23 protein-coding genes are annotated in these 24,820 nt (G+C 73.8%); 12 read left to right on the top strand and 11 right to left on the bottom strand.

Annotated features, from left to right (window positions below):
* Nucleotides 1-185: 185 nt before the first annotated feature.
* Both AMK19_RS11885 and AMK19_RS11880 read left to right on the top strand, forming a co-directional pair.
* Nucleotides 186-992 (top strand): hypothetical protein, encoded by an 807-nt coding sequence (locus tag AMK19_RS11885; protein ID WP_073810767.1) that lies wholly within the window; start codon nucleotides 186-188, stop codon nucleotides 990-992.
* A gap of 207 nt (nucleotides 993-1,199) precedes the next feature.
* Entirely contained in the window at nucleotides 1,200-3,017 is a 1,818-nt protein-coding gene (locus AMK19_RS11880; RefSeq protein ID WP_073810765.1) for a CocE/NonD family hydrolase, read from the top strand.
* 33 nt (nucleotides 3,018-3,050) lie between these two features.
* Here AMK19_RS11880 and AMK19_RS35945 read toward each other — a convergent pair whose 3' ends face one another.
* Nucleotides 3,051-3,197 (bottom strand): hypothetical protein, encoded by a 147-nt coding sequence (locus AMK19_RS35945; protein ID WP_158071894.1) that lies wholly within the window; start codon nucleotides 3,195-3,197, stop codon nucleotides 3,051-3,053.
* Between the two features lie 31 nt (nucleotides 3,198-3,228).
* Entirely contained in the window at nucleotides 3,229-3,876 is a 648-nt protein-coding gene (locus AMK19_RS11875) for a class I SAM-dependent methyltransferase (protein ID WP_073810763.1), read from the bottom strand.
* 141 nt (nucleotides 3,877-4,017) lie between these two features.
* On the opposite strand from AMK19_RS11875, the gene AMK19_RS11870 reads away from it, so the two are divergent.
* On the top strand, nucleotides 4,018-6,882 hold the full coding sequence (locus tag AMK19_RS11870; protein ID WP_073810762.1) for an FAD-binding and (Fe-S)-binding domain-containing protein: 2,865 nt from the start codon (nucleotides 4,018-4,020) through the stop codon (nucleotides 6,880-6,882).
* Here AMK19_RS11870 and AMK19_RS11865 read toward each other — a convergent pair.
* Entirely contained in the window at nucleotides 6,867-7,868 is a 1,002-nt protein-coding gene (locus AMK19_RS11865) for a Gfo/Idh/MocA family protein (RefSeq protein ID WP_073810760.1), read from the bottom strand. The genes AMK19_RS11870 and AMK19_RS11865 overlap by 16 nt on opposite strands.
* Before the next feature lie 215 nt (nucleotides 7,869-8,083).
* Between AMK19_RS11865 and AMK19_RS11860 the strand changes: the two genes are divergently transcribed.
* Complete coding sequence (locus AMK19_RS11860) at nucleotides 8,084-8,938, top strand: maleylpyruvate isomerase N-terminal domain-containing protein (protein ID WP_073810759.1); 855 nt, start codon at nucleotides 8,084-8,086, stop codon at nucleotides 8,936-8,938.
* Between the two features lie 180 nt (nucleotides 8,939-9,118).
* Here AMK19_RS11860 and AMK19_RS11855 read toward each other — a convergent pair whose 3' ends face one another.
* On the bottom strand, nucleotides 9,119-10,228 hold the full coding sequence (locus AMK19_RS11855) for a PP2C family protein-serine/threonine phosphatase (RefSeq protein ID WP_338015779.1): 1,110 nt from the start codon (nucleotides 10,226-10,228) through the stop codon (nucleotides 9,119-9,121).
* Nucleotides 10,229-10,326: 98 nt separating this feature from the next.
* On the opposite strand from AMK19_RS11855, the gene AMK19_RS11850 reads away from it, so the two are divergent.
* Complete coding sequence (locus AMK19_RS11850; protein WP_073810757.1) at nucleotides 10,327-10,773, top strand: PaaI family thioesterase; 447 nt, start codon at nucleotides 10,327-10,329, stop codon at nucleotides 10,771-10,773.
* A 145-nt stretch (nucleotides 10,774-10,918) separates the two neighbouring features.
* Nucleotides 10,919-11,812, top strand: coding sequence for an SGNH/GDSL hydrolase family protein (locus AMK19_RS11845; RefSeq protein WP_073810756.1), 894 nt, complete (start codon nucleotides 10,919-10,921; stop codon nucleotides 11,810-11,812).
* Nucleotides 11,813-11,869: 57 nt separating this feature from the next.
* On the opposite strand, the gene AMK19_RS11840 is transcribed toward AMK19_RS11845, so the two are convergent.
* Nucleotides 11,870-12,292, bottom strand: coding sequence for a CBS domain-containing protein (locus tag AMK19_RS11840; protein ID WP_073810754.1), 423 nt, complete (start codon nucleotides 12,290-12,292; stop codon nucleotides 11,870-11,872).
* Nucleotides 12,293-12,403: 111 nt separating this feature from the next.
* The gene (locus AMK19_RS11835; protein WP_143200160.1) at nucleotides 12,404-13,396 is read right to left on the bottom strand and encodes a slipin family protein; all 993 of its coding nucleotides are present in this window, start codon (nucleotides 13,394-13,396) and stop codon (nucleotides 12,404-12,406) included.
* A gap of 123 nt (nucleotides 13,397-13,519) precedes the next feature.
* Between AMK19_RS11835 and AMK19_RS11830 the strand changes: the two genes are divergently transcribed.
* Entirely contained in the window at nucleotides 13,520-14,275 is a 756-nt protein-coding gene (locus AMK19_RS11830) for a uracil-DNA glycosylase (RefSeq protein ID WP_073810753.1), read from the top strand.
* A gap of 99 nt (nucleotides 14,276-14,374) precedes the next feature.
* A complete protein-coding gene (locus tag AMK19_RS11825; protein WP_198953290.1) occupies nucleotides 14,375-15,178 on the top strand; it encodes an NAD-dependent epimerase/dehydratase family protein in 804 nt (267 codons plus the stop codon).
* A 47-nt stretch (nucleotides 15,179-15,225) separates the two neighbouring features.
* On the opposite strand, the gene AMK19_RS11820 is transcribed toward AMK19_RS11825, so the two are convergent.
* Both AMK19_RS11820 and AMK19_RS11815 read right to left on the bottom strand, forming a co-directional pair.
* Nucleotides 15,226-16,083 carry a CHAD domain-containing protein gene (locus tag AMK19_RS11820; RefSeq protein ID WP_241844371.1) on the bottom strand — a complete coding sequence of 286 codons (858 nt, stop codon included), beginning with the start codon at nucleotides 16,081-16,083 and terminating at the stop codon, nucleotides 15,226-15,228.
* Nucleotides 16,084-16,195: 112 nt separating this feature from the next.
* Nucleotides 16,196-16,816, bottom strand: a complete 621-nt coding sequence (locus AMK19_RS11815) for a TetR/AcrR family transcriptional regulator (protein WP_073810750.1) — start codon at nucleotides 16,814-16,816, stop codon at nucleotides 16,196-16,198.
* Between the two features lie 90 nt (nucleotides 16,817-16,906).
* Here AMK19_RS11815 and AMK19_RS11810 point away from each other — a divergent pair, with 90 nt between their 5' ends.
* Entirely contained in the window at nucleotides 16,907-17,419 is a 513-nt protein-coding gene (locus tag AMK19_RS11810; protein WP_241844348.1) for a DUF1453 domain-containing protein, read from the top strand.
* A gap of 223 nt (nucleotides 17,420-17,642) precedes the next feature.
* The gene (locus tag AMK19_RS11805; protein WP_073810747.1) at nucleotides 17,643-19,019 is read left to right on the top strand and encodes a cytochrome P450; all 1,377 of its coding nucleotides are present in this window, start codon (nucleotides 17,643-17,645) and stop codon (nucleotides 19,017-19,019) included.
* A 108-nt stretch (nucleotides 19,020-19,127) separates the two neighbouring features.
* Here AMK19_RS11805 and AMK19_RS11800 read toward each other — a convergent pair whose 3' ends face one another.
* The 3 genes from AMK19_RS11800 to AMK19_RS11790 form a co-directional block, all read right to left on the bottom strand.
* The gene (locus AMK19_RS11800; RefSeq protein ID WP_073810745.1) at nucleotides 19,128-19,433 is read right to left on the bottom strand and encodes a DUF6191 domain-containing protein; all 306 of its coding nucleotides are present in this window, start codon (nucleotides 19,431-19,433) and stop codon (nucleotides 19,128-19,130) included.
* Nucleotides 19,434-19,485: 52 nt separating this feature from the next.
* Entirely contained in the window at nucleotides 19,486-20,604 is a 1,119-nt protein-coding gene (locus AMK19_RS11795; protein ID WP_073810743.1) for a hypothetical protein, read from the bottom strand.
* A 121-nt stretch (nucleotides 20,605-20,725) separates the two neighbouring features.
* Nucleotides 20,726-22,210, bottom strand: a complete 1,485-nt coding sequence (locus AMK19_RS11790) for a helix-turn-helix domain-containing protein (protein WP_073810742.1) — start codon at nucleotides 22,208-22,210, stop codon at nucleotides 20,726-20,728.
* A gap of 194 nt (nucleotides 22,211-22,404) precedes the next feature.
* Here AMK19_RS11790 and AMK19_RS11785 point away from each other — a divergent pair, with 194 nt between their 5' ends.
* Entirely contained in the window at nucleotides 22,405-22,932 is a 528-nt protein-coding gene (locus AMK19_RS11785; RefSeq protein ID WP_073810740.1) for an RICIN domain-containing protein, read from the top strand.
* A 271-nt stretch (nucleotides 22,933-23,203) separates the two neighbouring features.
* The gene (locus AMK19_RS11780) at nucleotides 23,204-24,730 is read left to right on the top strand and encodes an MFS transporter (protein ID WP_073810926.1); all 1,527 of its coding nucleotides are present in this window, start codon (nucleotides 23,204-23,206) and stop codon (nucleotides 24,728-24,730) included.
* Nucleotides 24,731-24,820: the final 90 nt, after the last annotated feature.

The following is a 24,820-nucleotide window of genomic DNA, read 5'->3' as shown; positions in this document are numbered from 1 at the left end:
CGAGGGGGCCGGTCCTGTCGGGCCTTCCGCGCCGAGGGCGACGCCATCTCGCGTTCCACCCGGGTGTCCTGACGAACCGTCGGGTCGGTCCGGGAGGGTAGAGTCCCTCCCCGCGCCCGGCTCCGGCCGCGCCACCTCCGTGCACTTCCTTTCGTGCACCACCGGACCGGAAGGCGAACTCCTCGATGACTCTCCCTGTCTCCCCGGCGGCCGATCCCACTCCGAGTTCCGCCCCGGATGCCCTCGCGGACCCGTTCGCCGCCGACGGCGGCCCCGCGCCGGGGCAGGTCGCCCCACTCCCGCCCCAGCAGCAGATGGCCGGCTGGGCGGTCCTGCTGCTCGGCGTGATGCTGCTCGCCGAGGCGTTCATCTGCATCGCCGCGCTGATCAGCGTCTGGACGCCGCTCACCACGCTGACCGCCGAACGCGCGCCGGCCGGCGACCCGGAGCTGTGGTCGGTGTTCGGCCTCGGCCCCTGGCACCTGACCTCCAACACCGCGATGCTGATCGCCGTCCTGGCCGCCAGCGGGCTCGGCAGCTTCGTGCACGCCGCGACCTCCTTCGCCACCTACGCGGGCAACCGCCAACTCCTGCCGAGCTGGCTGCCCTGGTACCTGCTGCGCACGGCGATCGGCGGCGCCCTCGCGCTGCTGGTCTACTTCCTGCTGCGCGGCGGCCTGTTCGCCAACGGCACGGACGGCACCGCCACCAATCCGTACGGCTTCGCCGGGATCGCCGGGCTGTGCGGACTGTTCTCCAAGCAGGCGACCGACAAGCTCCGCGAGATCTTCGACACCGTCCTCACCACCCGCGACGGGGCGGGCGACGACGAACGCGACGACAAGATCCAGCCCACGGCCCCGACTTCGCCGACCGGGCCCGAGCCGACCACCGGTTCCGGCGGTCCCCTCACGAAGCAGCAGCCCGCCGCCTCCGAGCCTGCCGCGATCACCGTTCCTCAGCAGCCCGGCCCGGTGGCCGAATCCGCCTGACCTGCACCAGGCTTGACCGATCGTCCGATCATCGGCGAACCGCCGTCTTCCGGCCCTTTCGTCAACCTGCGATCGTCAACTCCCGCCCACAACAACCCGTTCGGGTACAACTGACCGCCTCTCCGTTTCGACGGTTCCGCTCCGGCCCATGATCAGCCCCGGACGACGCCCTCCCGGGCGTCCGGGGTTTCAGGAAGGGCGGTTCGTATGACCACAGCAGACGGAGAGCCGATCGCCGCGATCACCGAGGCGACTCTCGCCGACATCGCGGCCAACGGCATCTGGCGCGGCGCAAGCCTCGACATCAACCCGGCGGTGCTCGCCGTCGCCCGGGCGCTGCTCGCGGCACTCCAGGGCGCCGCGCCGGCCGGCACGCTCCCGGAGGACCTGGCGGAGCTGGTCGCCCGCGTCAAGCGGCAGGCCGGGATCTCCTTCCCGCGCATTCCCGTGGCGGGCGAGGTCGGCCTCTCCGCGTTCGCGATCAAGCAGCAGGTCTCGGAGCCGCGCCCGGTCGTCATCGTGCCGGCCGGGTGGAACCCGTACGGCTGGCTGCCGTTCATGGCCGGCTACCTGTCGCTGGCGGCACGCGGGTACCACGTCCTGGCCTACACCCCACGAGGGTTTGGCAAGGCGGGCGTGTTCTACTCCTCCAACGGGTTCATCGACGTCGCCGGGCCGAACGACTGGGCGGACGGCTCGAAGGTCATCACGTATGCGCAGGAGCAGTTCGCGCCGGGCAAGGTCGGCCTGATGGGCCTGTCCTACGGCTCCGGGATCAGCCAACTGGTCGCCGCGCACGACCCGGAGGAGGGCCGGGTCGCCGCCGTGGCCGCGCTCAGCACCTGGGGCAACCTCGCCACCAGCCTCTACGACCACGGCACCCGCCACGTGAAGGCCGTGGAGCTGCTGATCGGGTTCACCGGGGCCGAGAAGGGCAAGGAGTCGGAGCGGTTCGACCCGGAGACGTGGGCCGTCCTCCAGGACTTCCGGGCCGGGCGGAACATGGAGAAGGTGGTGGAGTGGGGCACCGTGCGCTCCCCGGAGACGTACCTGAACGCCACCAACGCCCGTGGCATCCCGACCTTCTACTCGAACACCTGGCACGAGAGCCTGTTCGCGGCCGGCGAGGCGATCGACGTCTTCGAGAAGCTCACCGTCCCGAAGCACCTGAACATGTGGATCGGCGACCACGGCGCCCCCGAGGGCGCCGGCTTCACCGGCGTGCCCGGCGGCGTGGCCTTCCCCGGCCTGCTGACGCCGACGCGGGAGGCGTTCGACTGGCTCGACCACCACCTGCTGGGCGCAGACAACGGCGTGCCCGACTGGCCGGTCGTCAACAGCCAGGTGATGTTCACCTACAAGACCGCCCCGGTCATCGGCGGCGGCCGGCGGATCACCGAGCCCGCCCGGCGCGAACCGCTCGGCTCCTGGGCGGAGGCCACCGTCGACCACGAGACGTGGTACCTGAACGGCAACGGCCACAACGGCGACGGCACGCTGTCCGACAAGCCCTCCAACGGCTGGGCCCGAGACTTCACCGCCGGCCACCTGACCGCCGCCACCGCGATGGACGACATCATGGACACCGGGCAGAAGGAGTGGTTCGGCAACCCCCGGAAGTACGACACCGCCGGCTTCGAACGGGACCGCCTGCTGCTCTGGTCCACGGAGCCGCTGGCGGGCGGCCGCCGGATCCGCGGCGCCACCAAGCTCCGGCTCACGGCCCGGGCCGAGGAGGCCGACGCCCTGACGCTGGTCGCCTACCTCTTCGACATCGCCCCCGACGGCAACGCCAAGATCATCACCCACGAGCCGTTCACCGCCACCGACCTGCACCCCGGCGCCGACCGCACCCTCAGCTGGACGCTCCAGCCCGCCGCCTACGACCTCCCCGACGGCCACCGCCTCGCCCTGGTCGTCAACAGCCGCGACCTGCTCTACGCCTTCACCGGCAAGGCGGACAGCACCACCACCGTCACCTCCCCGGTCGGGGAGGAAGCCCTCCTGGAGCTGCCACTCGGCTGAGCGACACCCCACTGCCGGCCTGCGCGGGGCGGCTCACACCGCCGTCCCGCGCACCTCCGCCACTCGCACCTCCCGTACACCAAGCGCCAGTTGTGCTTCACCCTCGCCTTCCAGCAGCGCCACGAGTTCGTCCACGGGCTCCGGAAGGACGTCACGGACCAGGGGATGTTCGTTCTCCATGGCCCCAACCCAACCGCCGCCGCCGCGACGGCTACCGCCTGCGGACCAGCAGCTGCGCCGCCTGGGACCGGTGGCCGTTCATCGTGGCCACCTCGAACCGGTGCTCGTCCACCGGGTCGAAGGCCGACAGCAGCGTGCGCAACTCGGCGATCTCGTGGTGCCGACACACCGCGCCGTCGTCCGTGGCGAACACCCCGTACGGAGTGCCGAACTGCCGCGCATGGGCCGCATAGCGGTCGCGGTTCCGCTCATCGTCCTGCAGCAGCACGTCGCTGACGTACAGCAGCCCGCCGGGCGCGAGGACGCGGTGCAGCTCCGCGACCAACGCCGCCTGGGCATCGCCGTCGGGGACGCAGGTCAGTACGGCGAACAGCAGGACCACGTCGACGCTCCCCGACGCGTGCGGCAGGGCCGGCGGGGACTCCAGGACGGCGAGGCGCAGCTCGGGCCACAGTTGCCGGCCCCGCTCGATCAGCGCGGGCGACGGGTCGACACCGGACACGTCACGGAAGCCGTGCTCGCTCAGCTCGGCCATGACGCGACCGTATCCGCAGCCGTAGTCCAGGATCCGCGCGTCCGGGCCGACCTCCGCCAGCCGGTCGGGGTTCACCGGGTGGGTGAACGTCTTCGTTGCGCCGACGCCGTTCCAGTACGCGATCTGATCGCCGAGACCCTTCATGCGAGTGCAGCATACGGCCCGTCACCGATCGCCCGCGCAAAGCCGATCCGCCAGCCGTCAGCACCCCCCTCCCACCATGCCGACCCGCCGTTCGTGGGCCCGCGTCCGGTGCTGGTTGCCCCCGGCTGGGATGATCGGCGGATGGCCTCCGATCTCGCCCGCGCCCTCGCCGATGTCGTCCGTGGTGAGGTCCGTTTCGGTGTCGCCGAGCGGGCCGTGTACGGGCAGGACGCGTCGAACTACCGGCAGGTGCCGCGCGGGGTGGTGAAGCCGGCCGACGTGGACGATGTGCGGGCCGCGTTGGCGGTGTGCCGGGAGTTCGGGGTGCCGGTGGTGGCGCGCGGGTCGGGGACGAGCATCGGTGGGCAGGCCATCGGGCAGGGCGCGGTGGTGCTGGACTTCCGGCGGCACCTCGGCCGGGTGCTGGAGGTGGACCCGGACGCCCGCACCGCGCGGGTCGAACCGGGCACCGTCCTGGACGAACTCCAGCGTGCCGCACGGAAGTTCGGGCTGCGGTTCGGACCGGACCCGTCCACCCACAGCCGGTGCACGCTGGGCGGCATGATCGGCAACGACGCCTGCGGCTCGCACTCCCTCGCCTGGGGCCGCACCTCCGACAACCTGCACAGCCTGGACCTGCTGCTCGCCGACGGCACCGAACTGACCGCCACCGGCCCCCTGCCGCCCGCCGAACGCGCCGCCCTCGCGTCCGGGCACGGCCGACTGCCGCGCCTGCACCGGGAGTTGCAGGGCCTCGCCGCCGGCAACCTGCCCCTGCTGCGCCGCGCCATGCCGACGCTGCCGCGTCGCGGCTCGGGCTATCCGCTGGACGCGCTGCTCCCGGAGCGGGGCTACGACCTGGTGCGGGCCGTCACCGGCACGGAGGGCACCTGCGCCCTGCTGCTCGGCGCCACCGTCCGCCTGGTGCCCGAACCGCCGTACCGTGCGCTGGTGGTGGCCGGGTACCCGGACGAGACGGCCGCCGCCGACGCCGTGCCCGCGCTCCTGCCGTTCGGGCCACTGACCTGCGAGGGAATGGCCGCCGACCTGGTCGCCGCGCTGCTCGCGGCCGGCCCCCGTCCGCCGGTGCTCGACCGCCTCCCGGACGGTGCGTGCTGGCTGTTCCTGGAGACCGGCGGCGACACCGCCGCCGAGGCCGCCGACCGGGCCCGTGGACTCGCCGACGCGGTGCGGAGAGAACGCACCGCGACCGTCGCCCTGGTCACCGACCCGGCCGAGCAGCGCGCGCTCTGGTCGATCCGGGAGGCCGGCGCGGGCATCGTCACCCGCCTCCCGCCGGCCTCGGACGGCACACCGGGCGGCGCGGCCTGGCCCGGCTGGGAGGACTCGGCCGTCCCTGTCGATCAACTCGGCTCCTATCTGCGGCAGTTGCGGACCCTGCTGAAGCGTCACGGACTGCGCGGCGTGCCGTTCGGCCACTTCGGCGAGGGCTGCGTGCACCTGCGGCTCGACTTCCCGGTGCGCGAACGACCGCAGGTGATGCGGGAGTTCCTCACCGAGGCGGCGGATCTCGTGGTGGCGCACGGCGGTTCGCTCTCCGGCGAGCACGGCGACGGGCAGGCCCGCGCCGAGCTGCTGCCCCGGATGTTCCCGCCGCAGGTGATCGACCTGTTCGCCCGGTTCAAGCAGATCTGGGACCCGGAGAACCTGCTCAACCCGGGCCTGCTGGTCGACCCGCGCCCGCTGGACGCCGATCTGCGGTTCGCGGGGCGGGAGTTGCCGCTCGTCCTGGCGTACCCGCAGGACTCCGGCAGCCTGCTGAACGCGGTGCACCGCTGCGTCGGCGTCGGCAAGTGCGTCGACACCGGCAGCGGTGTGATGTGCCCGAGCTACATGGTGACCGAGGAGGAGCGGCACTCGACCCGCGGCCGCGCCCGGCTGCTCGGCGAGATGCTGCGCGGCGAACTGGTCACCGGCGGCTGGCGTTCCCCGGAGGTCCGGGAGGCGCTCGATCTCTGCCTGGGCTGCAAGGGCTGCGCGAGCGACTGCCCGGTTCAGGTGGACATGGCCACCTACCGGTCCGAATTCCTGTACCACCACTACCGGTTCAGGCCTCGACCGGCCTCCCACTACTCGCTCGGCCTGCTGCCGCTGTGGCTGCGCCTGGCGCATCTCGCGCCGCGCGCCGCGAACGCCGCCCTGCACGGCCGGTTCAGCGGCGCACTGCTCAAACGCCTCGGCGGCATCGACCCGCGGCGCGCCCTGCCCGCCCTGCCGGAGCGCCGTTTCAGCTCCTGGTTCCGCGCTCACCGCGCCGCCCGTCCCGCCGACCCGGCCGCGCCCGCGGTGCTGCTGTGGCCCGACTCGATGTCCGAACTCCTCGACCCCGCACCGGCGATGGCCGCCGTCCAGGTCCTGGAGCAGCTCGGTTTCCGGGTCGAGCTGCCGAGCGGCCCGGTGTGCTGCGGGCTCACGCGGATCGCGAGCGGCCGACTCGACGCGGCCCGGCGGGTGATCCGGCGCAGCCTGCGTCACCTGCCGCCGGGCCTGCCGGTGGTCGGCCTGGAGCCGTCCTGCACCGCCACCCTCCGCGGCGATTGGCCGAAGCTCCTCGACGGCCCTCTCGAACTCCTCTCCCGGGTACGGACCTTGGCCGAGTTCCTGGACGAGCGCGAGGTCGCGCTGCCCCGGCTGACCGGCGAGGCGATGACCCAGGTGCACTGCCACCAGCACGCCGTCCTCGGTACCGCCGCCGACCGGCGCCTGACCGAGCGCCTCGGCCTGACGAACCGTCAACTCGATGCCGGATGCTGCGGCTTGGCCGGGGCGTTCGGCTTCGAGCGCGGCCACTACGAGGTGTCGGTGGCCGTCGCCGAGCGCGCTCTGCTGCCGGCGGTCCGCGCCGCCGCGCCCGGCACCCTGCTGCTCGCGGACGGCCTCAGCTGCCGCACTCAACTCACCCAACTGGAGCCTTCGGCAAGGCCGTTGCACCTCGCCGAAGTGCTCCTTCGGGCGATCGGGCAGGCCGGTCACTCGCCGGGGTAGCGCACCCCGATCCGCTCCCGGACGGCGTCCAGCGTGCGCATCACGGCGAGGGTGCCGTCCAGCGGGACGAGCGCGGACTCGGTGGCTCCGGCCCGCAGGCAGCGCATCACCTCGGCGGCCTCCAGCCCGTAGCCGTGGCCGACGAGGGCGGGGCCGTGGAAGGTCTCCGGTTCGCGGCCGTCGCGGTGGAGGGTGAATCCGGTGGGGCGGAAGAAGTCCCGATCGATCTCGATCCGGCCCAAGTCGCCCTGGATCGAGGCGCGTTGGCCGCACTGCGCGTCGAGCGAGCAGGACAGCAGGGCGGTCGCGCCGCTGCGGTACCCGAGCAGCATGCCGGTGTGCGCGTCCACCCCGCGTGCGGTGAGGCGGGCCTGCGCCTGGACGGTCTCCGGTTCGCCGAGCAGCAGGTGCGCGAACGCCACCGGATACACGCCGAGGTCCAGCAGGGCGCCGCCGCCGGCCGCCGGGTCCCACAGCCGGTGACCCGGGCTGTCGGCGGGCCCGACGAAACCGAACTCGGCCTGCACGGACCGCACTTCACCGATCGCGCCGTCGGCGATCAGCTCGGTGATCCGCCGGACGGACGGGTCGAGGTAGGTCCACATCGCCTCCATCAGGAAGACCTCGCGCTTGCGGGCGAGCGCGACCAGTTCGGCGCTCTGGTCGACGTTCAGCGTGAACGGCTTCTCGCACAGCACCGCCTTCCCCGCCTCCAGCAGCAGCTTCGTCGCGCCGTGGTGCGCCGAGTGCGGCGTGGCCACGTACACCACGTCGACCTCGGGGTCGGCCGCCAGCTCCTGCCAACTCCCGTACGCCCGTGAGATGTTGTGGCGATCGGCGAACGCCCGGGCGGATTCCTCGCGCCGGGACGCCACCGCGAAGGCCTGCCCGCCGGGCACGGCGGCGAGGTCCTCGACGAAGGAGGTGGCAATGCCGCCGGTGGCGAGAATGCCCCAGCGGATCGGACGGTCGGTGATCGGCTGCACGGTGGTCCTTCGCGACGGCGCGGCATGCGGGCCGGCCCAGCCTATCCATCGCTCCACCTGCGGCAACAGCCCCGCCGGCAGACCCCCGCACCGTCCGACTCCCGTGGCCCGCAGGCCGGTTCGCCGTCCGCACCCCCTTCCGCCGGGTTTTACCGGGAGGTAGCCTTCCGCCTCGTCCCGACCGCCTCATCCACCACCCGACGGGGGAAGCCGCCATGACCGAGCGCCACGATCCGATCGCCGAGCACCGACGGACCCGTGCCGCGCTCGCCGAGACCGCCGACCGCCTGGTCCGGCTGCTGCGCGACACCCGCGGGCTCGGCAGCCCCCGCGCACTGCCCGCGTGGTCGGCGCCGGACGTCGGCGCGCACGTCGCGGCGGTGTTCCTGGTGTACTGCTCCAGCGTGTCACCCGAGGAAACCGTCGACTGGGACCGGATACTCCCGGAAGCCGAACTGCCGTTCGGCCCCCGGATGGCCGTCGTCAACGGCCGCGCCGTGACCATGATCAAAGAGCAGATCGGCGGCGACTCGGCCGATTTCATCGCCGAACGGGCCGACCGCTTCCTGCGGGCCACCGCGGACCTCGACCTGGAGGCCCCGGTCGCGACACCCTGGTACGGCCCCGACCCGGCGCTCACCGTCGCCGCCTCCACCGGCCTGCTGCTCAGCGAGTGCCTGATGCACGGCCTGGACATCGCCCGCGCCACCGGCCGCCCGTGGCGGATCGACCCGGACCACGCCCGGCTGGTGATCGGTCAGGCCCTGACGACCATGATGCCGCTGGCCCTCGACCGCGTGGCCGCCCGCGACGCGGACCTCGTCCTCGACCTCGCCGTCCGCGGCGGCCCGCGCCTCTACCTGACCTTCCGGGACGCCACCCTGACCGTCACCCGCGACGCCCCACTGCGCACACCCGACTGCCGGATCTCCACCGACCCTGTCACCTTCCTGATGGTGGCCTTCCACCGCACCCCGCAGTGGCGAGCCATCGCCCTCGGCCGCCTCCGCGCCTCCGGCCGCCGCCCCTGGCTGGCCCCCCGCCTGACCCGCCTCGTCCCCGCCCCCTGACCCCCAGCCCTCCCACCCGACCGCGGCCCCCGACCCCCAAGCCTCCGTCCCGCCCCCGCTTCGCCCCGGCCCCCTCAACCGTCCCGCCCGACCGCGACCAGCGCCGCGTCGTCCAACAGCCGTCCCCCTGGCCCGCCAACTCTCCCGCCCGACCGCGCCCTCCGCTTCGTTCCCGTCCCCTCAGCCGTCCCGCCCGACCGCGACCAGCGCCGCGTCGTCCAGCAACCGTCCCCCGACGTACGCCAGCAGGTCGCGGCGGAGGCGGTCGAGGAACTCGCGGGGCGTGGCGGCCCGGCCGAGGTCGGCGGCGCGGGCGGGCAGCGGGTAGAAGACGGCGTCGCGGTTGCGGGCCTCGGTGACGCCGTCGGTGTAGAGCAGCAGCGTGCTGTCGGGCGGGAACGCGAACTCCTCGGTGCGGCGTTCGACGGGCGCGAGGTCGCCCATGCCCAGCGGGGGGCCTGAGCGGCGCACGGGGAGCAGCCGGGCGCCGCCGGGGGTGAGCAGCAGGGGCGGCGGGTGCCCGCAGTCGGCGAGCCGGATGACGGGGTGGTCGTCGGGCAGGTCGAGGACGAGTGCGGTGACGAAGTTCTCGCGGATGTCGTGGCCGGTCTCGGCGAGTTCGGCGAGGTGGCGCTGGTAGGAGGTCTCCACGGCGTCGGCCAGGCGTGCCGGGTCCTCGTGCTGGTGAGCGAGTTCGCGGAAGGCGCCGAGCAGGGCGGCGGCGTCGCCGACGGCGTCCAGGCCCTTGCCGCGGACGTCGCCGATCAGCAGGCGGGTCGCGTGGCCGGTGCGCACGGCCGCGTACAGGTCTCCGCCGACGTTGGCTTCGTCGGCGGCGGCGAGGTAGCGGGTGGCGATCCGCAGCGGGCCGGCGCGTTCGGGCAGCGGGCGCATCAGGACGCGCTGGACGGCGTCGGAGACGGTGCGGACCTGGGTGAGTTCGCGTCCGTGGCGTTCGCGGACCCGGCAGTAGGCGACGACGGCGGCGGTGACCAGGGCGAGTGCGCCGACCTGGGCCTGGTGGTTGGCGGTGAACAGGCCGCCGTGGTAGACGGCGATGAGGATCTGGCCGGCCAGCGCGAGGATGCCGACCAGCAGGGTCAGGCGGGTGCCGGCGAACGACGCGGTGATCGCGGGGGCGACCACCAGCAGCGGGCCGAGGTGGATGTTCGGGGAGATCGCGAGGTCGGTGGCGGTGATCAGCACGATCAGGCCGAGCGGCAGCAGCACCATCAGGTGTCCGGTGCGCCACTCGCTCCGCAGGTCCGCCAGCCTCCGCCGCACTCCCACCCCACCACCATGCCTCGCACGGGGGTTGCCCACGACCCGGTGCACGCTCCGCTCGCACGGTATGGCGCTGCGTCACCGGCGGCCCCTACGATCCCGCCATGACGACCTCACCGAACCCTGCGCCCTCCAAGGGCCTGGCGCCCGCCGAGGGCGACGCGATCCTCGCCGAGCGTTTCGCGCCGTGGGTGCAGGCACTGGGGCTGTCGGTGGTGGAGACCGGGCCGAGGCACGCGGTGCTGCGCCTGCCGTGGTCGGACCAGCTGGCCCGGGACGGCGGCGGGCTGTCGGGGCAGGCGATGATGGCGGCGGCCGACACGGCGACGGTCGTCGCGATCTCCTCGGCGCTGGGGGGCTTCGCGCCGATGACCACCGTCCAGCAGTCGATCACCTTCCAGCGTGCGGCCCGCGACACCGACCTGCTGGTCACGGCGCGGCTGACCAAGCTGGGCCGCCGGATCGCGTTCGCGGAGATCACCCTCGCCACGCCGGACGCCCCGGACGACCCGGTCGCGCACGCAACCACCGTCTACGCCTTCCCGGGCTGAACGTCACCGGCCGAACATCACCGGCTGAGCGTCACCGGCTGAATCACCGGGTGATCAAGTACGTGCACACCCCTGTCCCCGGGGCCGTACCCGGCAGTAGCCTCTCCGGGTCCGTCTGATCGCGATCATTCGCCCTGGAGGCTCCATGCGCCCAATCCCCCGCCGTCGCACGCTCGTTGCGGCCGCGCTCGCCGCTCTGACGCTCACCGGCGCGGCGGCCGTTCCCGCGTCGGCGGCGCCGGGCGGGCAACACGCCACCGCGTACTACCTGGCGATCGGCGACTCGCTGGCGGCCGGCTACCAGTCCACGCCGACCGGCGGCCACGTCGTGGGCCGCGGCTACGCCCAGGACCTGGCGCGGACGCTCGGCGAGCGGGCGGCGGACGACCGCCGGCCGTTCGAGTTCACCGACCTGGGCTGCCCGGGCGAGACCACCGGCACCATGGCGAACGGCGGCTGCCCGTACCCGCACTCCTTCGGCGGCTCCCAACTGGACGCCGCGGTCGCCTACTTGAAGGCGCACTGGAAGGACGAGGTGCTGGTGACGATCGACATCGGCGCCAACGACGTGCAGCGCTGCGCGGCCGGCGGCTCGCTGGACCTGCCGTGCGCGCTGAACGGCATCGAGCAGGTCCGCACCGGCCTGGACCGCATCCTCGGCGAGCTCCAGCAGGCGGCCGGACCGCACACCCGGATCGTCGGCATGAACCTGTACGACCCGTTCCTGGCGGCCTGGATGACGGGCGAGCAGGGCAAGGCGGTGGCGACCGCGTCGGTGCCGCTGGCGAACGCGCTCAACTCGGTGATCGAGACGGTGGACGCCGCGCACCGCGTCCCGACCGTCGACGTGGCGGGGGCGTTCGACACCGACGCGTTCGCGCCGCTGGTGCCGCTGGGCGGCCAGCAGGTGCCGCTGAACGTGGCCCGGGTCATGCAGTGGACCAACATGGCGCGCGGCGACATCCACGCCAACGACGCCGGCTACCAGGTGATCGCGGACGCGTTCCTCGCCAAGTTGCCCAAGCAGTACATGCACTGACGGACCATCAGCCCGATCCCGCCGCACCGATACCCAGGTGCGGCGGGAGGCGCACGGTCAGCGCGCGGTGACGGCGGTGACGAACTCCGCCAGGCGCTCCTGCGACAGGTGGCGGGCGATGTCGGCCTCGCTGATCATGCCGACCAGCTTGTGATCGGGGTGGTTGATCACCGGCAGCCGGCGCACCCGGTGGTCCTCCATCAGGCCCAGTGCCAGGTCCGCGTCCTCGTTCTCCTCGATCACCATCGGGCGCCCGAGGGCGAGTTCGAGGCACTGGACGGTGCTGGGGTCGCGCCCTTCGGCGACACACCTGAGCACGATGTCGCGGTCGGTGACGATGCCCAGCAGCTTCTGGTTCTCGCCGCAGATCGGCAGCGCGCCGACGTCGCGTTCGCGCATGATCCGGGCGGCGTCGGCGAGGGTCTGCTCACCGGTGACGCACTCCGCTCCCGGGTGCATGATCTCTTTCGCGGTGGTCATGGCCGGACCTCCCGAGCTGGTTGGGTCCACTGGTTGTGTCCATCGGCCGTCTTCCATGCTGGCCCTGCCACCGCCCCGCCCGCCACCCCTGGCCGCACCGCACTCGCCCGCTCACGCCGCGTGCCGCACGTGCGACTGCGGCGGCTGTGGCTTCGGCTTGGGCTGTGGCTTGGGCGGCTCGACGCGCACCGGACGCTTCGGAAGCGCCGTCTCGTCGACGCCCACCGCGACCTGCGGCAGCTCCAACTGATCGATGCCCGGCACCGGTTCGTCCTGCCCGCGTTCCTCGACCTCGGCCTCGGCGAGCTGCGCCGCGACCTCGGTGGCCTCGACGGCCTGCGCGGAGTTGCGCTCGGTCGAGCTCTCCAGGAAGCGCAGCAGCTCGACCGGGAACGGCAGCACCAGGGTGGAGTTCTTCTCCGCGGCGACCTCCACCACGGTCTGCAGCAGCCGCAGTTGCAGCGCGGCCGGGGTCGCGGACATCACCTTCGCGGCCTCCGACAGCCGCGCGGACGCCTGGTACTCGCCGTCTGCGGTGATGATCCGGGCCCGCCGTTCCCGGTCCGCCTCGGCCTGCCGGGCCATCGAGCGCTTCATCGACTCGGGCAGCGCCACGTCCTTGATCTCGACCCGGTCGATCTGGATGCCCCAGCCCAGTGCGGGGCTGTCGAGCATCAGTTCCAGGCCCTGGTTGATCGGCTCGCGGTTGGCCAGCAGGTCGTCCAGTTCGCTCTTGCCGATGATCGACCGCAGGGAGGTCTGCGCGACCTGCGACATCGCGAACGAGTAGTCCTGCACGTTGATGATCGCCTTCACCGGGTCGACCACCTTGAAGTACACCACCGCGTCGACCCGCACGGTCACGTTGTCCCGGGTGATGCCCTCCTGCGCGGGGACCGGCATCGTGATGATCTGCACGTTCACCTTTCGCAGCCGGTCGGCGACCGGCAGGATCCGCACCAGCCCCGGCGCCCGCACCTCGTCCAGCACCCGGCCGAACCGGAACACCACCCCGAGTTGGTACTGCTGGACCATCCGCACACTCAACCCGGCGAGCACCGCCACCAGCACCAGCAGCACAATCACCACGTCGACCACGATCATCGCCGTCACCTCGACCCCTACGGCACGCAGACTCGTACTTCCACGCTACTCCGCGTCCTCCGGCTTCTCCCGACCCGGACGGAAAACGCTTTCCCGTTGCTGCGCGCCCATAGGATCGGGGCCATGGAACTGCCCTCCGCCCAGGTCGAACGCGTCCACGGACTGGCCGAGCTGGACGAACTGGTCGTCGACTGCCGGGCCTGCCCGAGGCTGGTCGAATGGCGGGAGGAGGCGGCCCGGGTGAAGCGCCGGGCCTTCCAGGACCAGGACTACTGGGCCCGCCCGGTCCCCGGCTTCGGGCCCGCCGACGCCCGCCTGGTGCTCGTCGGCCTCGCCCCCGCCGCGCACGGCGGCAACCGCACGGGCCGGATCTTCACCGGCGACCCGTCCGGCGACCTGCTGTACGCCTCCCTGCACCGACTCGGCCTCGCCTCCCGACCGCACTCCACCTGGCGGGGCGACGGCCTGGAACTGTTCGGCGTGCGCATCACCGACCCGGTCCGCTGCGCCCCGCCCGAGAACAAGCCGACCACCACCGAACGCGACACCTGCCGCCCCTGGATCGTCCGCGAGTTCGAGTACCTCCGCCCCACCGTCCGCGCCGTCGTCGCCCTCGGCGGCTTCGCCTGGCAGGCCGTCCTCCCCGCCCTCGCCGCCGCAGGCTGGCAGATCCCCCGCCCCCGCCCCGCCTTCGGCCACGGCGCCCACGCCCTCCTCCCCGCCACCGACGCCGGCCCGCCCCTGCACCTCTACGGCTGCTTCCACGTCAGCCCCCGCAACACCTACACCGGCCGCCTCACCCCCACCATGCTCGACGCCCTCCTCCGCACCGCCGCCACCGCATCGGGCCTCGCCCCCACTGCCCCACCACCGGCCTGACGTCCCGCCCCTGATCAACTCGCTTGATCGATCGAAGTCCGGTGGCAAACAATGCGAGGACCGTTGCGAGGGACGTGACGGGCGGGACGAGGAGGCACAGTGCAGCTGGGCACGGTGGCGCTGACGGGTGCGGCGGGGAACATCGGCGCCGTCGTCCGCAGAGCGCTTCGGGGCGAGGCCGAGCACGTGGTCCTGCTCGACCGGGTACCGCTGCGGCCGGAGGCCGACAACGAGGAGGCGCACACCGTCGACCTGCGGGACGCGGCGGCCGTCGAGTCCGCGCTCGCCGGCGCCGATCAGGTGCTCCACCTGGGCGGGATTCCCGACGAGGCGCCACTCCCGGACCTGCTCGACGTCAACGTGCTCGGCACCCACCACGTCCTGGAGGCCGCACGGCGCACCGGCATCCGGCGAGTGGTGCTGGCCGGCAGCAACCGGGTGACGGGCTTCCACCCAGCCGGGCGTCTCACCGGGCCGCAGGATCCGGTCCGGCCGGACGGCCTGTACGGCGTGAGCAAGGCGGCGATCGAGGCTCTCGGGCAGCTCTACGCCGACAAGTTCGGCCTGTCCGTCATCTGCCTGCGCATCGGCAGCTTCGAGCCCGCGCCCACCGAGCACCGCCACCTGTCGACGTGGCTCAGCCCGCGCGACTGCGTCGGCTTCGTCCGGGCCGCGCTGACCGCCCCGGAGTCCGTCCGCTTCGCCACCGCGTATGCCGTCTCCGCCAACACCCGCCGCTTCTGGGAACTCCCGGACCCGGCCGTCCTCGCCTACACACCCGTCGACGACGCCGAGTCCCACGCCGCCACCGTCCCCGACGCCGACCGCCCCACCGACCCCACCGCCCCCCAGGCCGGCCCGTACGCCGCACCCGAGTTCACCCTCCGCCACCTCAAGCCCTGACGCCCCGTCACCGCCCCCGCCCGACAGCCCCCGCCCTCAACTCCCTTTCACCGAATCCGCTTCGGCCCCCGCGCCGCCCGCCTCCACACCCCCGGCAGCAACTCCCTCGCAAACTCCCCCTCCCCCACCTGTCGCCCGAACAACACCCCGTACCCGAACCCCCCGTCCGACAACCCCCGCACCGCCTCCCGGGCGACGATCGCGTCCTGGTGGCGGCCGAGGACGTCCTGCAGCGCCTTCATCCGGCGGGTGTAGCTGCGGGCCGGGCGGCCGGCGGTCTCGCCGGCGTAGCGGGCGCGCTTCGCGGCCTTGCGGGCGGCGTGCAGGGCGCGGTCGCGGGCTGGGCCGTCGGGCGTGTGCTCGGCGGCGGCGAGGCGTTGGGCGGTGCGGCGGTGTTCGTGGCGCAGGATGCGGGTGAGTTCCGGCCCGCCGGGCCTGGTTGCGCGGGCGTTGAGCGGGGGGTCGGCGGCGAGCGCGGTGAGGGCGTCGAGCAGGTCGTGGAAGCGTCGGCTGTCGAGTGTGCCGAGGACGGTCGTGCGGGCCTCGCGGGCCTCGCGGGTGCTCCAGGTGGCGAGTTCGGCGAGGACGCGTTCGCGGTCGCCACCGTCGGGGAGTTCGCGGGCCTGGGCGAGCAGGTGTTCGCCGAGCACTTCGGCGTCGCGGGCGCGGCCGAGGTTCCGACCGAGCACGCGCAGTTCGTCCTCGAGGGCGGTGTGGTCGCCGGTCAGGTGGCGGCGGTGGGTGCGCAGGGCGCTGCGCAGGCGGCGGGCGGCGATGCGCATCTGGTGGACGGCGTCGGGGCGGTCGGCGCGGACGTCGGGTTCGAGGGCGACGAGTTTCGCGCTCTGGTCGCGCAGGCGTGCGGTGAGGACGTCCCCCGCGCTGCCGTCGATCCGGTGTGCCACGTTCGCCAACCCCGTCCTTCCGTGCTGCCCAGGGTAGGCCGGTGGCCGGGCGTTCCGCCGGGCACCGCGCCGCCCGGCGTGGCGCAGCGCTCGACCGGGCCCCCCTGCGGCGTCAGGGTCGCGGGGCGGCCAGTGTGTCGAGGTGGCGGCGGAGGACGGCGCAGAGCTCGTCCGGGCCGACCAGGAGGGGGTGTTGGACCGCCTGGAGGGCGAGGCCGTCGAGCAGGGCGGAGAGCCGGCGGGTCTCCAGGTCGAGGTCCAGCCCGGGGACGAGGGCACCGACGCGGTCGGTCTCGGTGAGGACGCGGCGGACGAGGTCGTCAAGGCCGGCCTGCATGGTGGCGAGCCGGCCGCGCAGTTCGGGGCGGGTGCGGGCGGCGCTGACGAAGGACAGCCAGACGCCGGCCTCCTCACGGCGCGCGGCGTCCAACGGGAGTGTCTCGGCGAGGAGTTGGACGGTCCGTTCGCGCCGGTCGCCGGTCGCGGCGGGGTCGAGCAGGGCGGCCGCGCGGGTGCTGATCCGGGCTTCGATGCGGCGCGCCAGCTCCCCCATCGCGAAGATCATCAGCTCGGAGCTGCCGTCGAAGTAGTGCCGCACCGAGCCGATCGCCAGCCCGGCCTCGTCGGCGACGTTGCGCAGCGAGGCATGGTCGAGTCCTTCTCTGGCGGCGACGCGCAGGACGGCGTCCGCGACGGCCTGCCGGCGCTCCGCCGGGTCCACGATCTTCGGCATGTTGCCGTTATAGCACGGGCGCGCTAAATTTCTTTTTGGCACAGTCGAGCTAAAAAAGGTCCATGGGGGAACAGCACGATGCACGGATGGATGAGCGCGGCCCTGATCGCGGTGGTGGTCGTCGTGGTGGTGGTCCGGCGGCTGCGCGGCGAACCGCTCAACGCGCGGGACCTGTTCGGGGCGCCGGTGGTGCTCACCGCGCTCGGCGGGTGGGCGCTCTGGCAGCGCCACAACCTGCGGGACGACCTCGGCCCGGGCGACTGGGCCTGGATCGTCGCGGGCCTCGCGCTCGGCCTCGCGACGGGCGCCCTGCGCGGCGCGACCGTCCGGGTCGAGGCGCGCGAGGGTGTGCTGTGGCAGCGCTACACCGCACGGACGTTCCTGGTCGCCGCGCTCTCGCTGGGGCTGATGGCCGGGTTCTCGTTCCTCGCCGAACACTCCGGGCTGCCGTCCGACGCCCGCCCGCTCCAACTGTCCATCGGCATCGGCTTCCTGGGCGAGGCCCTGGTGGTCGGCCGGCGCGGACTCACCTCGGGCACCCCGTTCGCCCCGGAGGGCCTCGGCCCGACCGCCCTGCTCGGCTCCGACCGCCCGCGCCGCTAGCCGTCGCCACAGCCAGCCGGCCTGCCGCCGCCAGTCGTCGTCGCCGGCCGTCCCGTCAACTCTGCACACCACGACCAACCCCACGAACTGCCGTCCACCGACCCACCGTTCCCGGCCCCGCCCGGCCCGGGACGCCCGGGCCCGCCGGCCGGAGCGGCAGCGCGGTCTCCCGGGCCGGGCGTCGCGGTCCGCCGCCGATCCGGCCGCTGCCTACCGTGGAGGGATGCCGCCCTCGTCGCAGCCCCCGACCTACTCCGCCGCCGTCGCGCCGGGCGCCCTGCCGCTGATCGGGCACGGGCACCGGCTGCTGCGCGGGTCGGCGGAGTACCTGGCCTCGCTGCATCTGCACGGCGACCTGGTGGCGGTGCGGCTGGGGCCGACGACCGCCCAGGTGCCGTGCCACCCGGACCTGTTGAACCAGGTGCTGGCCGACCACCGGCTGTTCGACAAGGGCGGGGTGTTCTACGACCGGGCCCGGGACGTCGCGGGCAACGGCCTGGTCACCTGCCCGTACCGCGACCATCTCCATCAGCGCCGTCTGGTCCAATCCGCGTTCCGCCGCTCGCAGTTGGAGCGCTACTCACTCGCCGTTCAGGCCGAGATCGCGTCCGCCACCGCCGACTGGCGGCCGGGCCGGGTGATCGACGCCTTCCCCGTCTTCCACGGGATCGCGCTGCGCACCCTGGGCCGGGCGCTGTACTCGACGGCGATCGACGCCGAGCAGGCGCGCGGCATCGAGCACGCCTTCGACACCGTGCTGAACGGCCTGTTCCGGCAGATGTTCCTGCCCGGGCCGGTCCGCCGCCTGCCCCTGCCGAGCAACCTGCGCTACCGCCGCGAACTGGCGTATCTGCACGACGCCACCCGGCAGTTGATCGCCACTCACCGATCTGCGGCCGAAGCCGGCGGCACCGGAGCCGGCGGCTCCGAACCCGACCTGCTGGCCGCGCTGCTCGCCGCCCGCGACGACGACGGCGCGCGGCTCACCGACGCCGAGGTGCACGACCAGGTGATCACCCTGCTCGCGGCGGGCACCGAGACCGTCGCAGCCACCCTCACCTGGTCGCTGTGGCGGCTGTCCCAGCACCCGGCGGCCGCCGAGCAGGTGCGGACCGAACTGGCCCGGGCACTGCCGGACGGGCGCACCCCGGGCTGGGCGGACCTGCCGCAGCTGGGCGCCGTCGACCGGGTGGTGACGGAGACACTGCGCCTGCACCCGCCGGGCTGGCTGTTCACCCGGGTCACCACCGCGCCCACCGTGCTGGCGGGCCGTGCCCTCCCGGTCGGCAGCACCGTGGTGATGTCCCCGGCGGCGGTCTCCCGCCACCCGGCCGCGTACCTGGCGCCGGCCCAGTTCGACCCGGACCGCTGGCGGCCGGAGCGCCTCACTCCGGCCGCCCGCCAAGCATTCCTGGCCTTCGGCACGGGCGCCCGCAAGTGCGTGGGCGACCTGTTCGCCCGCGCCGAGTGCGTCCTGACGCTGGCCACCCTGCTCTCCCGCCACCGCCTCGTCCCCGAACCGGACGCCGACCTGCGCCCGGTACCGCTGGCCACCGTGCTGCGCCCGCGCCGCCTGCGCCTGCGGGTCGCCCCGCACTGACAGAGCAGCAGACGGAGCAGCAGGCGGCGCAGCAGACGGGACGACAACCGGCGAACCCGGGAACTCCCGTGCGGGACCGACGATCCACCGAGGGCCGGCGTCCGCCCGTCAGCCCGCGGAGCGCCGGATCCGTGCCGTGCCCGCCGCCAGGTCGATCCCGGTGCGCGGCGGCGCGCCGTCGTGGTCGTCGTCGCGCAGCACCAGCTCGATCCGGCGCTGCTCCAACTGCACCCGCTTGCCCGGGTACAGCAGCGCGTGCAGTTCCTCCCCGGCCTGCGCCCCGACCCCGCGTTCCGCCCCCACCGGGCCGGTCCACCGCGTCGCCGCCCGCCGCGCCGCCGAGGCCGCGAACCCCGCCAGCACCAACGCCGCCGGGAACACCAGACTGCCCATCACCGCCACCAGAGCCACCATGTCGGGTTCAACTCCCTGCCGCGACACCGCGGTTCCCCGGCGACGGACCCGCTCACTCCAGGACCTCCAGCGTGTTGTCGGCGTCGTTGACGAAGTAGACCGCGTCGTGGTCGAGGTCCAGGGCGAGGCCGAACAGTGCGCCCGCGCCGGCCGGGTTGCCCTCGGCGTTGATCTGTTTGGTGGCGATCTGCCGCCCGCCGGGGGTGGTCTCGACGATGTTGCCGTCCTGGCCGTTGACGGTCAGCAGGTCACCGCCGGGCGTGACGGCCATGCCGAGCGGGCCGTTGAGGCTGCCGCCGGAGGTGACGACCCGGCCTGTCCCGGCGCTGTGGTCGCGGGTGAGCGCGTGCGGGATGGCGGTGATCCGGCTCAGCACGGTGTCGGCGACGTACAGCGTGCCGTCGCGTCCGAGCCCGACGCCGGTCGGGCCGACCACCAGCGCGGCCGGGTCGGTCCGTTCGGGGAAGTTGGAGCCGATCTCGGTGGTGGCGATCCGTCGTGGCGGCCGGTCGCCCTCGTCGCACAGGGTGATCCGCAGGACGGTGCCCCGGTCGACCTCCGCGCCGCCCGCCGCGACGGTGCCGTTGAGCACGTTGGTGACGAACAGTTCGCTGCGCCCGCCGAAGCTGACGGCGGTCATGTCCCACGGGCCGTTGATGCCGTCCCCGGCGATGGTTTCGCGGACGGTGCCGTGTCTGTCGAGCACCAGCAGGCAGCCGGCTTTGGCGGTGGCGGAGGTTCCGTCGACGGTGGGCAGGCTGCCGACCACCACCCAGCCGCCGGGCAGCACTGTCAGCGCCGTGGTGAGGCCGACGCCGCCGGGGCAGGGCCCGGGCAGGTGGGCCGGGTCGATGGTGGCGAAGGTCGTGGCGGTGCCGTTCGGGGCGATCTGCACCAGGGTGGTGCCGGTGCCCTGCAGGTTCGCCTGGTCGTTGAAGTTGCTGACCAGGACGTTGCCGCGGCGCAGGTCCCCGATGCTCCGCTCGATCGTGAACGTGCCGTACGGGTTCACGTCGCCGTTGCCAGGCACGGTGGACGCGACGGGGGCGACGGTGTGCAGCCGGTCCAGGAACGCGCCCGGTCCGACGGCCTGTCCCGGGGGTGCGGCGGCGGTCAGGCCGACGGTCAGCGCGGCGGTCGCCAGCGCGCTCGAACATGCCCGTAGTCTCATGCACTGCCTCCTGAAGAGCGGGCCGGCCCGGCGGCCACGACCCGTGAAGAACCCCCCGGCAGACATGCTGCGCACACGTCCGCGCGGGCCGCCTGCCGACTCCGCCGATTGCGCCCGCCGCTCAGGACGGGCGGCCGGCCCGCTCCAGGGCGCGGTGGGCGAACCACAGCTCGTGGACGGCGGTCGGCGGGCGCAGCAGGGCGCAGTCGAGCAGCGTCTCGATCCGGGTGAGGCGCTTGCGGACGGCCGCCGGCGAGAGTCCCAACTCCCGTGCGGTGGGGGCGATTCGGGCGTCGCTGCCGAGCCAGCTCGCGAGGGTTCGGGCGAGCGCGGGCGGGGTGTCGGGGGTGTGCAGGGGGTGGAGTCGGCGGCGCGCCCACTCGACCACCAGGGGCCGGCCCATCAGCTCGTCAACTCCCTCACAGTCCCTCTGATTTGACGAGCCGTCAGGAACGACCGACAGGGCGAGGGCGAGGGTGGCCCGGTCGGCGAGGCGGCGGGGGTCGAGGCCGAGGTGGTGGTGGAGGTGGGCGAGTCGGGCGGCCAGGGTGTTGCGGTGGATGCCGAGGCGGGCGGCGGCGTCGGCGGGGTGCTGCAGCCAGGCGGCGGCGGTGGCCAGCAGGGCGGGGCCGTCGGGGTCCTGGGGGCGGGCGGCGCGGTAGGCGTGCAGGGGTGCGAGGGTGGCGGCCGCCCATTGCGTTCCGGCCGGTCCGAGGGCGGCGGCGAGGTCGCCGGGCGGGGCGTGGGTGGCGCGGCGTTCGGGGTGTCGGCGGGCGGCGGTGAGGGCGTGCAGGGCCTGGCGGTGGGCGGTGGCGGTGTCGTCGAGCGGCACGGGCAGGCTGACGCCGACGTGGCAGGTGTCGGCCACGGCGGGGTGGTGCAGCCAGGGCGCGAGCGGTCGGGTGTCGACGGCGGGTGCGAGGACGAGAGTGCGGGCGGCTCCGGGGTCGCGGCCGGTCCAGGCGGCGCCGGTGGCGGCTGCCCAGTCGGCGGCTTCGCGGCGGGCGTCGGCGGGCCCCTCGAGGGCGTACATCCGTACGGTGTCGGGCAGTTCGCGGCGCAGGGTACGGGCGAGCCGCCGGGCGACGGCGGTCTGGCCGTCCAGCAGCAGGTGCAGGACGGCTTCGCGGGTGCCGGTGTCGGCCAGTCGGGCGCGGCGGGCCTGGCGGCGGCCGTGTTCGGCCTCCCAGGTGAGGCCGAGGACGGAGGCGGCATCGGCGAGCAGCACGGGCAGTTCGGGCGGGGCGGGCCGGGGGGCGACGGCGGCGAGGACGGGCGGGCGGGTGCCGGGCCGGCCGGGCAGGGTGACGACCAGGCAGGTCAGGGCGTCCTGGCCGACGGCGGCGGATCCGGCGGACCGGGTGAGGGCTTCGCGGACGGCGGCGCGGGCGAGGGCGCGTTCGGCGGTGGTGACGGGGGTGGGCGGCGGGCAGGCGTCGGTGCCGGAGGGGTGGAGCAGCAGGACGCCGGCGCGGGTGCGGGCGGCGAGTCGGCGCAGGACGGCGGCGGTGCCGCCGCGTCGGCCGGCGGCCTGGAGGTCGAGGACGTCGTCGGCGCGGCGCAGGCGTTGGAGGTTGCGGCCTCCGGGTGGGGGCGTCTCGCGCATGTCGCTTCCCCCCGGGTGACATCCGTGATCGATTCGTGCCCAGGCTATCCGCGCCGCGAACGGAAGATCAACACGCTCGGTGTGCAGTTCGACACCGCCCGGCCCGGCTCACTGGGCAGCTCGGCACCGGGCCTGCCCCGGCGTTCGCCTAGGTTGGCCCGGCATCGCACCACGCAGCAACAACTGGAGGATCCATGACCCGCAGGACCGGCCTCGGCCGTCTGCTCACCGCCGCCGGCGCCGTCACCGCGCTGACCGTGTCGCTGTCGCTGACCTCGACCGGCTCGGCCTCGGCGGCCAGCGACTTCCTGGGGAACCTGAAGAGCAACGCCACCAACCTGTGCCTGGGCAACGACGGCGGCGGCAACGGCGACGGCACCCTGGCGGTCCAGTGGTACTGCAACAACAACAACGACCAGCTGTGGACGTTCGAGAACACGGGCGGCGGTGCCTACGAGATCGTCAACAACTGGGGCAAGTGCCTGGAGGCCCCGGGCTGGACCACCGCGGCGGGCGCACAGTTGGGCCAGTGGGGGTGCCACGGCGGCGCGAACCAGACCTGGTACATCGACAACTACATGACGGCCGACGCCTGGAAGATGCGCTTCCGGAACAAGAACTCCAACCTGTGCATCAGCGTGCAGAGCGGCAGCGCCGCGCTCCGCACGCCGATCATCCAGTGGTACTGCAACGACGCGAACGACCAGCGCTGGCACGCCTGACCGCGACGGCGGCGAGCCGGCCGAGGGCGGCGGTGAACAGTGCCGGCACCGCCCATCCCGACCGGCTCGCCGCGCCCGGTCCGGTGTCCTTCCGGTCCGTCAACTCCCCCATGGCCACTGCTCTCTCCTCTCGCCAACCCCCCTGAAGCTAAGGCTATTAGCGTTAGCCTACAACCTCCGGGGCCCTGTCGCGCATATGCGTTGTACATCGTAGAAGGATTCCTCTACGGTGTACAACGCATGCCCGACCGTGTCCGCCCTGGGGGTCCCCTTGTCACAGCCGTCCCTTCCCGCACCCACCCCGCACCCACGCCGCTGGGTGATCCTGGCGGTGGTGTGCCTGGCCACCCTGGTGGTCCTGCTCGACAACACCGTGCTGAACGTCGCGATCCCTTCGCTGACCGAGGAGTTGGGCGCGGGCACGGCCGACATCCAGTGGATGATCAACGCCTATTCGCTGGTGCAGTCCGGCCTGCTGCTGACGGCCGGCAGCCTCGCCGACCGGTACGGCCGCAAGCGCGCCCTGCTGGCCGGGCTGGCGCTGTTCGGCATCGGCTCCGCCACGGCGGCCTTCGCCCAGTCCACCGGCCAACTGATCGCCGCCCGGGCCGGCATGGGCATCGGCGGCGCCCTGCTGATGACCACCACGCTCGCCGTGGTGATGCAGGTCTTCCAGGGCGAGGAGGTGCCCAAGGCGATCGGCATCTGGGGTGCCGTCAGCTCGCTCGGGTTCGCGGGCGGCCCGCTGCTCGGCGGCGTGCTGCTGGCGCACTTCTGGTGGGGCTCGATCTTCCTGATCAACCTTCCGGTGGCGCTGATCGGCCTGTTCGCGGTGGCCCGCCTGCTGCCGGAGAGCCGCGACCCGGCCGGCCGCCGGCCCGACATCCCGGGCGCGGTGCTGTCCACCGTCGGCATGGTCGGCGTGGTGTTCGCGATCATCTCCGGCCCGGTGCACGGCTGGGGCTCGGGCCAGGTGCTGCTGGCCGCGGCGATCGGCGTGGCGGCGCTGTCCGCGTTCGTGGCCTGGGAGCTGCGCACCCCGACGCCGATGCTCGACATGGCCTTCTTCCGCAACCGCCGGTTCAACGGCGCGGCGGCGGGCGGCGTCCTGGTCGCCTTCGGCATGGCGGGCTCGCTGTTCCTGCTCACCCAGTACCTGCAACTGGTGCTCGGCTACAGCCCGTTGGAGGCCGGCCTGCGGATGACCCCGCTGGCGCTGATGATCGTGCTGCTCAACCTGACGGGTGTCGGCGCCCGGCTGCTGCCGAAGCTCGGCTTCCCGGGGGCGGTCGCGCTCGGCATGGCGCTGCTGTCCGGCGGCCTCGCGCTGATCGCCGTGACGGGCTCGGCACACGGGTACACCGGTCTACTGGCGGGCCTGCTGCTGATGGGCGCCGGCATCGCGGTGGCCCAACCGGCGATGGCCACGGCCCTGATGGGCTCGATCCCGCCGGAGCGGGCCGGCGCGGGCGCGGGCGTGCAGGGCACCGCCACCGAGTTCGGCGGCGGCCTCGGCGTGGCCGTGCTGGGCGCGGTGCTCGGCTCGCGCTTCGCGTCGGGCCTGCCCGCCCAGGTGCCCGACTCGGCCGCCAAGTCGCTGCCGGACGCGCTGGCCGCCGCACCCGACGACGGCGTCCGCGAGGTGGTGCGGACGGCGTTCTCCGACGGGCTGACCTCCAGCCAGCTGATCGGCGCCGCCGCGATCCTGCTCGGCGGCCTGGTCTCGGCGGCGCTGCTGCGCCGCTCCGATCCGCCGGCCGCTCCCGCTCCGGTGCCGGAGCCCTCACCTGCGGCTTAGCAGCACCGAGCACCCCGGGCCCGCGCACCTCGCGCGGGCCCGAACGCGTACCGTGGTCCCACTGTCCAGCCCCCGGCCCCCGTTACGCGA

The sequence above is a fragment of the Kitasatospora sp. CB01950 genome (assembly GCF_001905465.1).
GTDB lineage: Bacteria > Actinomycetota > Actinomycetes > Streptomycetales > Streptomycetaceae > Kitasatospora.
The sequence above is the reverse complement of the archived record's forward strand: the minus strand, read 5'-3'. Positions and strand labels throughout refer to the sequence as shown.